Annotated in this window: 12 protein-coding genes; 7 read left to right on the top strand and 5 right to left on the bottom strand. The window is 60.1% G+C overall.

Translation table 11 applies throughout. The features are described 5' to 3' along the window. Window positions 1-245: 245 nt before the first annotated feature. From CXQ93_RS14550 to CXQ93_RS14540, 3 genes are read right to left on the bottom strand one after another with little or no spacing between them, the layout of a single operon-like run. The gene (locus CXQ93_RS14550; RefSeq protein ID WP_104111141.1) at window positions 246-3,539 is read right to left on the bottom strand and encodes an ATP-binding protein; all 3,294 of its coding nucleotides are present in this window, start codon (window positions 3,537-3,539) and stop codon (window positions 246-248) included. After that, a complete protein-coding gene (locus tag CXQ93_RS14545) occupies window positions 3,540-4,202 on the bottom strand; it encodes a DUF4194 domain-containing protein (RefSeq protein WP_104111140.1) in 663 nt (220 codons plus the stop codon). It abuts the gene before it with no gap. A 6-nt stretch (window positions 4,203-4,208) separates the two neighbouring features. Then, on the bottom strand, window positions 4,209-5,657 hold the full coding sequence (locus CXQ93_RS14540) for a DUF3375 domain-containing protein (protein WP_104111139.1): 1,449 nt from the start codon (window positions 5,655-5,657) through the stop codon (window positions 4,209-4,211). Between the two features lie 384 nt (window positions 5,658-6,041). Here CXQ93_RS14540 and rpsF point away from each other — a divergent pair, with 384 nt between their 5' ends. From rpsF to rplI, 4 genes are all read left to right on the top strand, one after another. After that, window positions 6,042-6,347 carry a 30S ribosomal protein S6 gene (gene rpsF, locus CXQ93_RS14535; protein ID WP_062286061.1) on the top strand — a complete coding sequence of 102 codons (306 nt, stop codon included), beginning with the start codon at window positions 6,042-6,044 and terminating at the stop codon, window positions 6,345-6,347. 62 nt (window positions 6,348-6,409) lie between these two features. Then, entirely contained in the window at window positions 6,410-7,036 is a 627-nt protein-coding gene (locus CXQ93_RS14530; protein ID WP_104111138.1) for a single-stranded DNA-binding protein, read from the top strand. A gap of 152 nt (window positions 7,037-7,188) precedes the next feature. Next, on the top strand, window positions 7,189-7,428 hold the full coding sequence (rpsR, locus tag CXQ93_RS14525; protein ID WP_005273147.1) for a 30S ribosomal protein S18: 240 nt from the start codon (window positions 7,189-7,191) through the stop codon (window positions 7,426-7,428). Between the two features lie 15 nt (window positions 7,429-7,443). After that, window positions 7,444-7,893 carry a 50S ribosomal protein L9 gene (rplI, locus tag CXQ93_RS14520; RefSeq protein WP_104111137.1) on the top strand — a complete coding sequence of 150 codons (450 nt, stop codon included), beginning with the start codon at window positions 7,444-7,446 and terminating at the stop codon, window positions 7,891-7,893. A 110-nt stretch (window positions 7,894-8,003) separates the two neighbouring features. On the opposite strand, the gene CXQ93_RS14515 is transcribed toward rplI, so the two are convergent. Next, complete coding sequence (locus CXQ93_RS14515) at window positions 8,004-8,471, bottom strand: DUF1801 domain-containing protein (RefSeq protein ID WP_104111136.1); 468 nt, start codon at window positions 8,469-8,471, stop codon at window positions 8,004-8,006. A gap of 1,081 nt (window positions 8,472-9,552) precedes the next feature. Here CXQ93_RS14515 and dnaB point away from each other — a divergent pair. After that, window positions 9,553-10,917, top strand: a complete 1,365-nt coding sequence (dnaB, locus tag CXQ93_RS14510; protein ID WP_374953414.1) for a replicative DNA helicase — start codon at window positions 9,553-9,555, stop codon at window positions 10,915-10,917. Here the strand turns inward: dnaB and CXQ93_RS14505 are convergent. Beyond that, window positions 10,914-11,870 carry a DMT family transporter gene (locus CXQ93_RS14505; protein ID WP_258069016.1) on the bottom strand — a complete coding sequence of 319 codons (957 nt, stop codon included), beginning with the start codon at window positions 11,868-11,870 and terminating at the stop codon, window positions 10,914-10,916. The genes dnaB and CXQ93_RS14505 overlap by 4 nt on opposite strands. 71 nt (window positions 11,871-11,941) lie before the next feature. On the opposite strand from CXQ93_RS14505, the gene CXQ93_RS14500 reads away from it, so the two are divergent. Further along, window positions 11,942-12,889, top strand: a complete 948-nt coding sequence (locus CXQ93_RS14500) for a LysR family transcriptional regulator (protein WP_104111135.1) — start codon at window positions 11,942-11,944, stop codon at window positions 12,887-12,889. Then, window positions 12,876-14,249: an MATE family efflux transporter gene (locus CXQ93_RS14495; RefSeq protein WP_374953413.1), complete on the top strand. Its 1,374-nt coding sequence runs from the start codon at window positions 12,876-12,878 to the stop codon at window positions 14,247-14,249. Before CXQ93_RS14500 ends, CXQ93_RS14495 begins: the two co-directional genes overlap by 14 nt. Window positions 14,250-14,256 lie beyond the last annotated feature (7 nt).

Below are 14,256 nucleotides of genomic sequence, written 5' to 3'. Positions count from 1 at the left end.
GCTAAGACCCACAGCGCCGATGGTACTGCATTCGTGAGGATGTGGGAGAGTAGGACACCGCCGGACAACACGTAAAAGAAGGGTAGAGGCCCCACACCAAACACGGTGTGGGGCCTCCCCGCATTTAACAACCCACACCACACACGGCCACCCCACCCAGGGTGGCCACAACTCTTTAAAACACATACCGCCAGCGCCCAACCAGACGGACGGCACCGGCATCGCCGGCACCGCCCACGTCTGCGCTAGCGGAGGATGATGTCGGTGGCGGTTGCTGGGGACTGACCCGTGGAGACAAAGCCGGAGACGTTGGCCTGTGGGTGCTTGATGATGTCCGTGACCGATCCTAGGTGCCTTGACAGGTCAACCTTGTCCTCAGGGGCAGCTAGCAGGAGCTGGAAGCCGAACTCCTGCAGCGCATTGATACCGGCTCCGGCGTACTCGGAGTTGGCCTGGATGAAGGCCTCATCGATCATGACGGTCCCGTAGGTGCTGTATCCCTGAACATCGATCCCCAGCTGGTAGGCCAAAGCTGCACCCATAATGAAGGACGTGAAGCGCTGACCCTCACCGCCGGAGAGAGTCCCGGGCTCGAGTCCCGTCTCAACCTCCCCGTTGGGCCGGTGTTCGTTGCAGCTGATGGTGACATGCTGACGCACGTCCAGAACGGTGTCGGACCAATGGGCCAACGCAGGGTCTGCCAAGGCATTGACCAGGCGCTCAAGTTGCTGATAACTGGAAGCCATGGTTTCCTCGGTGGCCTGAGTGTAAGCGTTGCCCAGGGCCTCCTTGAGTTCTTGGCGGAATACCCGGGCCTCGTCAGGAATGCTGGTCTTGACTTCCAACCGCAGTCTGCTTCCCTTCTCGAAGGGAACATCCTCCAGGATCTGGTTCAGCGGAAGGATGCGCTCCTCAATGGACCGGCGCTCCTCCTCGAGTAGCTGTAAGAGGTCAGAAAAGCGTTCATAGGAGCGGTTGTTGAAGTATTCCTTGAACTCGTCCTGGCGCTGCGGCAGTCCGTCGGACACGATGCGCGCATATAGCTCTTCGTAGTGAGGTGCGGCCTCGGCGCCCGTGCCATGGCTGGCGCTCATGGAGGGGCCAAACTGGCGGGCAAAGGCCTTAAAGATGTCGCTCAGTGCGCCTTCCGCGCGGAACTGGCGCTCCTTGATGGTGGCGATGCGCTCACCCAGGTCTACAGCGACATGGCTCAACAGCACCTCCAGCTCGTCCAAGGTGGCAGGGTCGCCATCGCTCAGATAGGGGGCAAAGGCCTCTTGGGCCCAGTCCTCGGCGGCGCTTCCTGGGGCGCCTCCCGCCAGAACACCCTGGGCGGACGCCAGCTCCTTCTCGATACTTGAGAGGTCATGGTGCAGTACCGCCACACGGCCCACCGCAGCCTCGAGTTCGGTTTGGGCGGCGGTAAGGGAATCCCTCAGCTGCGCCAAAGTGGTGCTGCCTGCAATGGTCTGCTCTAAAGTTGCCGTCAACCCCGCCAGAGATGCAGCAAGAGCAGCCGAATCCAGCTGCTCGAAGCTTCTGTCATCTTCGGCAATTCGCTTCAGGGTGGCCAACCTGCGTGCGGAGGCGTCCTTGGCCAAGCTGCTCTGCGTGGCCGACGCTTCAGCGGCTGCCTGCTCGGCAGCGAGGTGCCGCGCTTGCTCTTCCAGTTCAGCAATCTTGGCCACATTGTTGAAACCGAGCAAGTAATCGGAGGGATTGATGGTGCGGGTGTCGCGCTCAAACAGAGAGGAGCTGAGCTTGAGTGTCCCTGCCCTAGAAACCGCCTTCACCTGATCATGCAGCGCTGCATCGTCGTCCACACAGGTGAGGGCAAAGTCGCTGGCGATCTTCTCACGAAGCCAGGATCCGGCGTCGGAGGCGTGAAAATCAAGTTTCGTGACAAGATGCGTTCGTCCTGCCTTGGCCGGCTTCGCGGGAACGCCCAGGTTGATCCAGCGCAGCTTGCCATGTCCGTCAAGGGCGTTGATGGCGGCAGTTACGCTGTCAATATCGGTGCCGCGGACCAACAACGTGGTAGCCAGCGATCGGAGCACCTTCTCGGCTGCCGGCCGCCAAGCGCTGTGCTCGCTGCCAATATCCACCAGCTCGCCAGCAAACGGCATGTCTGCAATGCCCAAGCCGGTTGCGGCGCAAATGGCGCGGCGGGCGGCAGCACTGCGCGAGTCAATGTTGGAACCGCGGCGTTGGTATGCAGCAATTTCAGCCCGTAGTGCAGCCTCTTGCGTCTTGACGTTTACGCTGGTCGCCACAGCCTGGTACTCAAGGGCGCGTGCTGAGGCGGTCTCCTGCTGTTGAAGGTCGACGCCGGCCGCGGCAGCCGCGCGGGCGCCGGCAAGGCCCTGCACACTCCAGTCATAGACGAGTCCGGCACCGTCGAGATCATCCCGCACGGCAGCTTCAATGCGCGTCCGCTCTGCTAGTTCGCGCTTGCCAGCCCGAATGTCCTTTTCCAAGCCGTCAATAGCTTGACCGCCATGGCTGGCATGCTGGCTGGCCAGCATGGCCACGGAATCGCTCAAGGAATCCTTGGCGTGCGTGGCGGAGGCGATCTCTACCTGCTTCAGCGCCTGCGCTTCCGTCAGCGCAACCGCCCGAGCAGCCAGCAACTCGCCTTGGAACTGCTGACGCAGCAATGGCAACTGAATATTTTTTAGCTCAACTGTGCGGCTGTGCTGTTGGCCTAGCTCACGCAGTTTTTGGTGCAGTTCCGGTACGGGAGCCAGTGCGTCGCGCTGGCCGCGGGCGTCCTCGAGCTGCCGGTAGATTCCGCTCAGGTGGCTGAAGTCCTCAACGGCAGCAGCCGCCGCGCCTAGGGTGGCCGGCTTGTCCAGCACCTCGTAGCGGAAGAACCGATTCACACCCTTGTCCAAGCCCTTGCCGTTTTGCAGGGTACGTAGCAGGCTGAAGGCTTTGTCATTGTGGATGCCCAGCTTGCGCCGGAAGCGCTCTGCAAAGGTCTTATGGACATCGAAGGCCTCGGCTCCTGGCAGCGCGGCGTGCAGGGACGACGGCGAGAAGCGCCGGCTGCCGTGATTCTCCAGCGCCTCGGTGTCCAAGGGCTTGTTGTGAATCAGATAGTGCTTACCCACCTGACCCTCAAGTCCGTTCGCAGGCAGATCAAAGAGCGCCGCAATGGTGACGTGGCGGCCCAAACCGTCTTCAAACACCAAGGCTGTGGCACTCCAGGTGGCGCTGGGACGTTGGTACTCAACGCTATCGGCCGTCTTGATCTTGCGCCCGCGCATGTAGCTGAACGTGGTGCGGCGATCCTTACGGTTGGAGGCGTCGTGAGCAGACTCATTCAGCCGCGGAGCCGCATAAAAGATGTGCTGGATGCCATCAAAGAGTGTTGATTTTCCCACCCCTGGATGGCCAGTGAGCAAGGTGCCGGCGCGGTCCACATACATACTGTGGCGTCCATGGAAGGTGCCCCAGTTGATGATTTGGATCTGGCTTAGTCGGAACTGCCCGGGGTTGAGTTCTTCGCCGATGGGCAGGGTGGTTGCAATGCTCACTTAGAAGATCTCCTGCAGAGGTTGGTTCGTATCATCGGGCTGGTCGGGGTCCAGCTCAAACGGTTCGTTCTGGGTGCCCGCATCCAGGGCGGCCAAGTAGGCCGGAATCTGTTCAATGGAATCGAACGGCAGCGCCAGGGCAAGGGCGTTGCTGACCCGGTATTCGTGGGGGAGCTCGGTAGGCAGGATGAGTTTGAGGTTCAACAGCCTGGCCAGCGCAGCGTCGGTCTGCTCGTCCATGCGCTTATCATCAACGGCGCCGGGCTGGCGATGCTCGGCCAGAATCTCACGCGCACCATCGCGGGAAATGCTCACATCTGTTCCCGAACCGGCATGCCTGTCCAGTAAGACCCGCAGGCGCAGCGCCAGCAGCGTCTCCTCACGGCGCAGCGGCTTCCTGGCGACGATGGGCTGCGTGTGAACGGCATCCATCTCGGCGGGAGTGAGCAGTGCGATCTTACGCTCAGTATCAATGCTCAACAGCAAGAAGATCTCGCTTAGGTACTGCTGCAGCGAGACCGCGTGCGTGAGGATGGTTGTCCACAGCGCCGGATCGGCGGTCCCGTCAATGTACGGTCCGCGCAGCAGCCGCACCAGCGCCTGACGCATGTCCAGCGGGAAAGAGCCGGTGTCGCCTGGAAAGAGTGTGCGCTCGGTGCTCATGGTGCTTTAGTCCTTCGTGAAGGTGAACAGGGGGACGGTTGCAGTGCGCGTAGTCCCGTCAATCTGTGTGAATGTCAGTGTCTCGGTGTGGTCCGGGTCGATGCTGTTGCTGGAACCGCGCGCGGCCAGGATCAGCCCGCGAATGGTGTTGATGTGCTGAAGCTCCGCTGGCAGGGACGTGTAGACATCGGCCAAGGTGGCAGTACCGTTACGTGTTTCCCTGACATGTTCGACGGCGGCGCGCAGCTTGGGCATATCCGGCGCCGGTGTGGAGGGAGTGCGGTGGATATCGGCATCACTCAAGGCCGGCGGGGCGGCCAGCTTGGGTGGCGGCACGTGGTCCTCTGGGTTGAAGATTCCCAGCCCGGCCAAGGTTTCAAAGTTGGGGGAGTACAGCAGCGGCGCCACCACACCAGTCCGGGATCCCAGCGGCGCCGTGGCCACCGCCAGTTCTGCGGCATGGATGGCTTTACGCAGCAGCACTGATTCTTGGAACTCGGCGGACTGGACATACGCGTGCAGGCTCTCGGACAGGCGTCCGTAGATGGCATGGACTTCGCCAGCCTGCCGGCGCATCTCCCGAACCAGCGAGGCCAGGTTGTTGCGCTCCTCGGCAGTAAGCGCATCCGTGAAGTCCCGTTCCAGCACCTCATTGACGGATTGCCGGAACCGGGCCTGTTGCACCGGGTCATTGAGGAATTCGGTGAAGCCGCGGAACGTTTCACCTTCGGCGGTCCCGCGCAGGGCCTTATCGCCGGCCAGCACCTGACCCACGGCAACTCCCTTGGATAGGGAGGACTCCATGATTTCGGTGCGGATCGAGTGCAACATGACCTCGACGCCGTCGCGCATTCGCTTGAAATCCGCCGGCAGACTGGCTGCAAGGTCCAAGACGCTGCGCGTTGCGGCGACGGCGGAATCGTTGGACAACACTGCAGGGTTGGCGCCGTTGCGCAGCGCCGTGATCTCACGTTGACGATCCAGGATCTCCGCTTCGAGGGCGGAAATGCGCGACTCCGGATTGGGGTCGCTTTGCAATGACAGCGTCTCAATGCTGTTCAATAAGGTGCTCAGACGCGAGCTGTTTAAGTTGGTGTGACGCCCGCCTAAGGTGTCGATGAAGGCCAGCACGCGCGCCGTGGCCGCCGTGGGTTCGTAGTGGAACTTGCCATCCACCATGGGCCGGGCCAAGAATTGGCTGCGGACCCAGGAATCAGCGTAGTGGGAGGCCTGCCACGCCTCATTGAGGCTGAGGTTTTCCTCGCGCAGTTCCTTCATGAAATCCGCCAGATCGGCGTGGAACTCCTCAAGGGGCACGCGTTGCGTGGAGGCGGTGAACTCCGCTCGCAGGAATGCAAGAGTCCAGGGGGCGCCCTGAAGTAACTTCCAGGCCGGGCTCAACCGCAGCTGTTTTTGCGCATGCCACTGTGCAACGGCGTTGTCAGTGGAGCGCATAGCAGGGCCTTTCGGCAAAGGAGTCGGGATTACTCCCATTTTAAGGCATAGCGGGAGTGATGGTGGCGGCTGCGCTCCCGTGAGTTTGCCCTCCTGCGGCATCCATCCGTGAGAAAAGGTCGCTTTGATCCGCCAAAGCGACCTTTTCTCACGGATCGATGCGGGATCGACGCCGTGGAACCGGGGAGGGGCGGCGGCACCACAGCGTGTGGTGAGAGTTACGCGCACGAGGGGAGTGCCCGGCGTCGTACTTACGGTAGGATAGATAAGTCTGTGCTGGCAACGGGACCACTCGTTGAGTGACCGCGCCGCACAGGTAATGCAAATGAACCTCCTGTTACGGAAATGCCGTAACCGCCTAGACCAAAGGAGGTGGGTTCACATATGCGTCCTTACGAACTGATGGTAATCATCGACCCCGATGTTGATGAGCGTACCGTTGAGCCGTCGCTTCAGAAGTTCCTGAATGTCATCACCAACGATGGTGGAACCATCGAAAAGGTTGACATCTGGGGCCGTCGTCGCCTGGCTTATGACATCCAGAAGAAGTCTGAAGGTATCTACGCAGTGGTGAACTTCACCGCTGAGCCTGCTACCGCTCAGGAACTTGATCGCTTGCTTGGTATCAATGAGACCATCCTGCGCACCAAGATCACCCGTCCGGAAGAGCAGAAGGTTGTTGCCGAGTAATTTCGGTAATTTCTTTATAGCTTTTTCTTTGTAGGAAAACACCAAGCAGGAAGCAGGAGCAGATGGCAGGCGAAACCACTATCACGGTCATTGGTAATCTCACCAGTGATCCAGAACTTCGGTTTACCCCGAGCGGTTCAGCAGTAGCGAACTTCACCATTGCGTCGACTCCGCGGACCTTTGACCGCCAGTCAAACGAGTGGAAGGACGGCGAAACGCTGTTCCTCCGCGCGTCGATCTGGCGTGAAGCGGCCGAAAACGTTGCCGAATCCCTGACAAAGGGCATGCGTGTACTCGTTCAAGGCCGGCTGAAGTCGCGGACCTACGACACCAAAGAAGGCGAAAAGCGCACCGTCATGGAGCTTGAGGTCGACGAGATCGGCCCCTCGCTTCGTTACGCCAACGCCAAAGTTAACCGCACCCAGCGCTCCGGCACTCAGGGTGGGGGCAACTTCGGTGGCGGCCAAGGCGGTAACGCTGGCGGCCAGGGCGGAAACTTCGGCGGCGGCAACGCTGGCGGAGGACAAGGCGGCTTCGGCGGCGGCACTCAGGGTGGCGGAAACGCTCCTTGGGGCGGCGGTCAACAGCAGCAGCCACAATCCGCACCGGCGGCTGATCCCTGGGCTACGCCCGGTGGAACAACCGGCGGCTGGGGCGCGGGCCCGGATAGCTCCGAGCCTCCCTTCTAAAGCGCGCTGCACGCCCATTCGTTCCGGCCTCGCCGGCACGCAAAGGGAACCTCGCGCACCACGCAATAAAATTATTTGTGCGGCAACCGCCGTACGCACACCATCCCGCGGATTAATATCCACGGGCTCCACGAATACTAAGGAGCTCCACGATGGCTAAGGCTGAACTCCGTAAGCCCAAACCAAAGTCCAATCCCTTGAAGGCCGCTGACGTTACAGTCATCGACTACAAGGACGTAGCATTGCTGCGCAAGTTCATCTCTGATCGCGGAAAGATCCGTGCGCGCCGCGTCACGGGCGTCACCGTTCAGGAGCAGCGCAAGATCGCACAGGCAATCAAGAACGCCCGCGAAGTTGCACTGCTGCCCTACTCCGGCGCTGGCCGCGGTTAAGGGAGATAACTAAACATGTCAAAGCTCATTCTGACCCACGAAGTAAGCGGCCTCGGTGCCGCTGGCGACATCGTTGAGGTGAAGAACGGTTACGCACGTAACTTCCTTCTGCCCCGCGGCTTCGCACTGACCTGGTCCAAGGGTGGTGAGAAGCAGGTTGAAGCCATCAAGGCTGCACGTGCTGCTCACGCACACGCAAACGTTGAAGCTGCACAGGCGCAGGCAACTGCCCTCCAGGCCAACGCTGTTGTACTCAAGGTTAAGGCAGGCGCCTCAGGCCGCCTGTTCGGTACCGTCAAGGCTTCCGACGTTGCAAAGGCTGTTGCCGATGCAGGTCTCGGAACCATTGACAAGCGCAAGGTTGAACTGCCCGCCCACATCAAGTTGGTTGGCAAGCACACTGCGACTCTTCGTTTGCACGAAGATGTTTCAGCGACGATCACCCTGAACGTTGTAGCGAACTAGTCTCGCTGCACTGCTTTCAAAAAGCCCGGTCCCCTTTGTGGGGCCGGGCTTTTTGGTTTCGTTTTTTGTTCTGCGGCCCGTTGTTATGGGATCGCCGGGGCTAGTGGCGGCTACGTGCGTTGGGACTGCAAGGATTGAATATCTGTGGTGGTGGAGTGGGCATACGTCAGAGCAATGAGCTCACGGAGCACGGCCAGATCCACGTCCGCCAACTTGGTGATGTACACGCAGGCGACGCTTGCTTTGAACTTGCCCAGTTTCTCCAGTAAAGGTTCGGCTCTTGGTGGATAGCCGAGCCCATAGACCACCAAGTTGGCCTTTCTGGGTGAAAAGGCGACGGCGGGTGCGTCACCTTCCCTGCCCGAAGCGTACGTGTAGTGATACTCGCCGAAGCCAATGATGCTGGGCCCCCACATATACGGTGGTTGGCCCGTGACTTCCTGCATGAGTGTCATGAGCGTGAGTGCATCCGCCCGGCGCCCGGCGGTGGTATCGACCGTCTGGATGAACGTCACGGGGTCCGCTCCGGTGCGGATTGTCTTGTTGGCTGACTTTGCTGCGGTGGGTTTCGTTTCCATGGGAGCGTTCTCCTGTCCTTGCTCTCAGCATAGTGCTGGCGAATTCTTTTCAGACCTGCATTCCGCTGGGCATCGTGGGGTCTTTCTGCGTATGCGGCGTGAGGAGCTTCAGCTATGGATGTAGAGCGATTAAATGTCTTGGCGGGGACCACATCACCACTGCTAGCGTGGCAACTGGCTTTATCGGTGGATGATCCTCGGCATGGGGTGTTGGTTTATTGCCATCACCGCATTGGGTCATCGTCGATCTGGGGGTTCGCCTGCGGGCTTCATTCCTCTGACGGGCGTTTGCTCCTTTGCCGAAAAATGGATTGCCTGCGGAGAATTGGTAACCAGTGAACTGAACGGTGGTGCCTCCCCGACGGCAAGCGCGCCGCCAGCCGAGCCTAGGGCAACTAAGAGTGCTCATGGGCCGGTAGTGGTCCCCACTGCTGGCAACGCCGCAACTGCTCCGCGAACTGGTCCAAAAACTGCTCCGCGCCAGGGCGAGCTGCCTGACACTGGTGCTAGTGGAGCGGGCATGACGATGTTGCTGGGTCTCTTGACCCTGGCCATCGGTGGCTACCGGTGATTACCTGGTGGTCAGGGCCTATCGAAAGCACATACCTAGGCGGGCATAAACCGCTCAGGCCAGCTTGCTCTCCAAAGCACCGCAGGGATATCCACAGTGCGACATGTATCTGTGGATATCCCGGCGGCATATGTTCGCCTACCGCAGAGTACACAGTGTGATGTGAGAAGAAGCATCTTTCAAAAAATGTCGTAATCCACAGGCAGTGGATAGTGTTTGTGCAGGTCAGAGGCGGGTTTAATGCTTGTCCGAATAGTTGTCCACATGCTTGTCCCCATCCTGTGCACAAGCAGGGGCAGTTAATGCACCGGTTATCCACAGACAGGGTGGACAATGGGGTTGGTAGATGGCATTTGTGCGTCTAACGTTGCAAAGAACGCCTCCGCTTTTGACAACTTTGTCGGTATCAGCTGGTAAGTAGGAGCAGCAACATAAGAATGTGTCATCGCGAGATGATGAAAGGCCCGGCCAGCAGGGCAGAAAGTGGGCACCAACATGTCAGCTCCAGCCATGGACAAAAGGGATACTTCCCGCGAGCCGGACTTCGCCAGGACACCGCCTCAGGATTTGGTGGCCGAACAGAGCGTCTTGGGCGGCATGATGCTCTCCAAGGACGCCATTGCAGACGTTGTTGAAGTGCTGCGCGGCAACGACTTCTACCGGCCCGCGCACGAGAGCATTTACGAGGCCATTCTGGACCTCTACGGCCGCGGTGAACCCGCCGATGCTGTCACCATTGCCGATGAGCTGACCAAACGCGGCGAGATCACCAAAATTGGCGGCGCCGCCTATTTGCACCAGCTGATCCAGTCCGTACCCACCGCAGCTAACGCCGGCTTCTACGCTGAAATCGTGGCCGAGCGCGCGGTCCTCCGCCGTCTCGTCACCGCTGGCACCAAGATTGTCCAGATGGGCTATGCCCAAGATGGCGAAGTTGAAGATACCGTCAACGCTGCGCAGGCCGAGATTTTTGCTGTGGCAGAACGCCGCACCACCGAGGACTACGTGCTGCTCAAGGACGTCATGGAATCCACCGTGGATGAAATTGAGGCATCCGGCCACAAGGGTCAAGGCATGACCGGTGTGCCCACGGGATTCTACGAGTTTGACGAGCTAACTAATGGCCTTCACCCGGGCCAGATGATTGTTATTGCCGCCCGCCCCGCCGTCGGCAAGAGCACCTTCGCCCTTGACTGGGCGCGCTCGGCAGCCATTGATCACAACATGGCTACCGTGGTGTTCTCCCTGGAAATGGGCCGGAACGAAATTGCCATGCGCCTGCTGTCGGCCGAGGCCACCATCAGTTTGCAGGACCTGCGCAAGGGAACTGTCAAGGACGATCAGTGGTCCAAGATTGCCACCACCATGGGCCGAATGAACGATGCGCCGTTGTTCATTGATGATTCTCCGAACATGTCACTGATGGAAATTCGGGCAAAGTGCCGGCGCTTGAAGCAACAGCACGATTTGAAGCTGGTAGTTCTTGACTACCTGCAGCTGATGTCCTCGGGCAAGCGCGTGGAATCGCGTCAGCAGGAAGTTTCCGAGTTTTCCCGTGCCTTGAAGTTGCTGGCTAAGGAGCTTCAGGTTCCGGTGGTGGCCCTGTCACAGCTGAACCGTGGTTCTGAGCAGCGAACCGATAAGAAGCCCATGGTTTCTGACCTTCGTGAATCTGGTTCCATTGAGCAGGATGCCGACATGGTGATCTTGCTGCACCGCGAGGATATTTACGACAAGGAATCGGCCCGTGCCGGTGAGGCTGACGTGATCGTCGCCAAACACCGTAATGGTCCCACCAAGACGATCGTGCTGGGCTTCCAGGGTCATTACTCGCGCTTTGCCAACATGGCCAGCGAAAACAGTGGTGGCTTCTAACTATTGCTCACTTGAGCCGATCGGGCGGGGGTTGGCGCCCCCGCTCTGGCGCCACTGCTGCCACGGGAAACCCTGAAGCGCCGCTCGATTTTTTGCCCTGAATAACAGCCGGCAACGATCAGCATTGCCCCCAAGGCGCCCAGCCAGCCCAGAGTTTCGCCAGCCAGGCCGACGCCCACCAAGACCGCCCACACGGGTTCTGTGCCCATGAGCAAGCTGGCTCGGGATGCCGAGGTGCGCCGGACAGCCCAGAGCTGGACCAGGAACGCGAAGACGCTGCAGGCTAGACCCAGATACGCCAGGTTAAGCCACGTGGCGATTGAAAAGTGTGCGGCAGAGCCGAGGATCTCCGCCGGATTGACCATGATGGCCGCCAACGCACAGACGATGGATTGAATAAAGGTCACCGTGATGGAGCTGTAGGGCTTGTTAGCCGTCAATGAGCCTAGCAATGTCACGTGAGCCGCGCGCACGGCTGCGGCTCCGAGCATGAGTGCGTCACCCACAGTAGGCGTGCGGAAACCGCCGCCCGTGACCAAAAGGGCAACCCCCACTATGGAGACAGTCGCCGCAATGAAGAACGACGGCGGCAGCCACTTTCGCGACGCCGCTGAGTCGAGCAGGGGTGTGAAGATGACGGTTAAGCTGATGACGAGTCCGGCGTTGCTGGCTTGGGTATGTGCCACCCCAAAGGTTTCCAGAAACAGGACGGCAGCTTGAGTCAAGCCCAAAATGGCTCCTGTGCACAGTTCGGCACGGCCGGGCAGTCGGCGCACCCGCAGCAGCCACAGCACCCCGAGCGCCATTGAAGCCACGAGGAAACGCCAGCCAAGAACGGCCGGGACACTCATCACTGCCGTCAGATCCTTCGCCACAAGGTAGCTGCTGCCCCAGACAAAAGCCACGGCCAGTAGTGCAATATCGACATTCAGGCGATCCCAAGTTCTTTTCACCTTTCAATACTCTGCGTAAAAATACCGGCAAACCAGAGCGCACTTGACACCCAATGCATTAGTTTGAACTTATGGAAATTTCGCAATTGCGTGCGCTTAGAGAGGTTCATGACAGGGGAAGTATCGCCGCCGCGGCACAAGCGTTGGAGGTAACGGCGTCGAGCGTTTCTCAACAGCTCACTGCCCTCCAACGCAAAGCAGGGACGGCACTGACCTACAAGGTTGGCCGGCGAACGGCACTCACCCCTGCCGGCCTTGCCTTGTGTTCGGCCACCGTGGACGTGGAAATCGCCTTGGCGAAGGCCGATGCGGCCGTCAGTTCCTTTCGGGACAGCGCTCTGGAACCAGTCAGTGTTGCGGCCTTCCACAGCGCCGGACTTGCCTTCTTTGGCCCGCTAGAGCGCGCGCTTGCCGACAGTGACGGACCAGCTGTGCAGCTCTTCGACCAAGACGTAGCCCAAAAGGACTTTGCAACTCTGGCGGCAGACTACGATCTGGTGATCGCTCACCGGCTGCCCAACAGCGCGCCCTGGCCCGCAACCGTCAAGGCCACCGAACTGGCCTATGAACCGTTGGATGTTGCCGTCAGTTCTCGGCACCGTTTAGCGCAGCGCAAGAGTGTGAAGCCCGCAGATCTTCGGGGTGAACGCTGGATTTCGGTGCACCGCGGGTTCCCCTTGGAAGGGGCCATTGAAATGATCGGGACCATCGCGGGGGAGGAGGTGGAGGTGGCCCATCGCGTCAATGAATTCTTTGTGGCGGCTTCACTGGTGGAACAGGGTGACTGTGTTTCCTTGATGCCGCGCTATCTGCTTAGCCAGCGCTACTTTGCCGATTTGGTCCGCCTTCCGCTCCGGGATCCCAGACTCGGTAGGCGGATCGACATCTTGGCCCGGCCTGAATCTATGGAACGTGCTGCGGTGCTCCACGTCATCAACGTCCTACAGCGGGTGATGCGAGAACTGCTCGAGCCAGAGGTGCTCTCAGGGCCGATACTGTTGAATCATGTCCAGAACTGAAACGACGCCGGACGGGATGCGGGCGGCGCGGCGTTCCACCGCGAAAGCGATCCGTGGCCTGGCAATTCCGGCCTTTGGTGCCCTCATAGCTGAGCCACTCTTTTTGTTGGCTGACTCGGCCATTGTTGGCCATCTGGGCGTTCCTCAGCTGGCCGGGGTGGGGCTAGCCGCCACAGTCTTGCAAACCGTCGTCGGGCTTATGGTCTTCTTGGCATATTCCACAACGCCAGCCGTGGCGCGCCTCTTGGGTGCGGGCAGACATGCCGAAGCGCTCGCGGTGGGTCGGGATGGACTTTGGCTGGCGGCGTTCCTCGGAGTACTAGTTTCTGTGGTGGGTATATTGGCTGGCGGCCACCTACTTAGAGGAATGGGAGCCCAAGGCGAGGTATTGACGTATGCGCAGGAATACTTTCTGATCAGTTTGGCGGGGATTCCGGCCATGCTTCTGGTCATGGCGGCCATGGGTGTCCTGCGCGGACTGCAGGACACCAAAACGCCGCTGATCGTTGCTACGGCCGGATTCGGCGTGAACATTGTGATGAACTTTGTGTTCGTCTACGGCTTTGACCTCTCGGTGGGCGGTGCCGCAGCTGGCACCGTCATTGCCCAATGGGGGATGGCCGCCGTCTATCTGGTCATTGTGGCGCGCGCAGCCCGTCATTTTGAGGTGGGAATGCGCCCGAACTTGGCTGGCATCAAGGCGGTCTCGAAGGTGGGTAGCTGGCTCATGCTCCGCACACTCTCCTTGCGGGCCGCGATCCTGATGACAGTTGTGGTGGTGACGGCTCAGGGGCCCACCAACCTTGCCGCCCATCAGTTGGCCATGACGCTCTTTAGTTTTCTGGCATTCGCACTCGACGCGTTGGCTATTGCGGCACAGGCCCTGATTGGCAAGGAACTCGGCGCCGGAAATGCGTCCCAGGTGCGCCTGCTGACCAGAACCATGACTCGGTGGGGTCTGGGTTTTGGGGTGCTGACAGGGGCGGGGATCGCGGCCTTATCGGGGGTGGTTGGCTGGGCCTTCACCACCGATCCTGGTGTTCATGCGGCGCTGATGGCAGCGCTGCTTGTGATGGCGGTGGGGCAGCCGCTGGCAGGGTACGTCTTCGTGTTGGATGGGGTCCTCATTGGTGCCGGGGATGCCCGCTATCTGGCCCTGGCGGGGTTGGCCAACCTAGTGGTCTATTTGCCCTTGCTCTTCTGGGTCGCTCAGATGTCCTTGGGGGACACCGTTCCGGGGTTGTTTTGGGTGTGGGCGGCTTTCAGCGTGGGCTACATGGGCGCTCGAGGGCTGACGTTGGGCTTGCGTGCAAGAACGGGACGCTGGATGCAGCTCGGGGTTACCGGTAGCCACGGCTAGACTTGAT

This window comes from Arthrobacter sp. N199823, from assembly GCF_002929705.1.
In the GTDB taxonomy this organism is placed as follows: domain Bacteria; phylum Actinomycetota; class Actinomycetes; order Actinomycetales; family Micrococcaceae; genus Specibacter.
The sequence above is the reverse complement of the archived record's forward strand: the minus strand, read 5'-3'. Positions and strand labels throughout refer to the sequence as shown.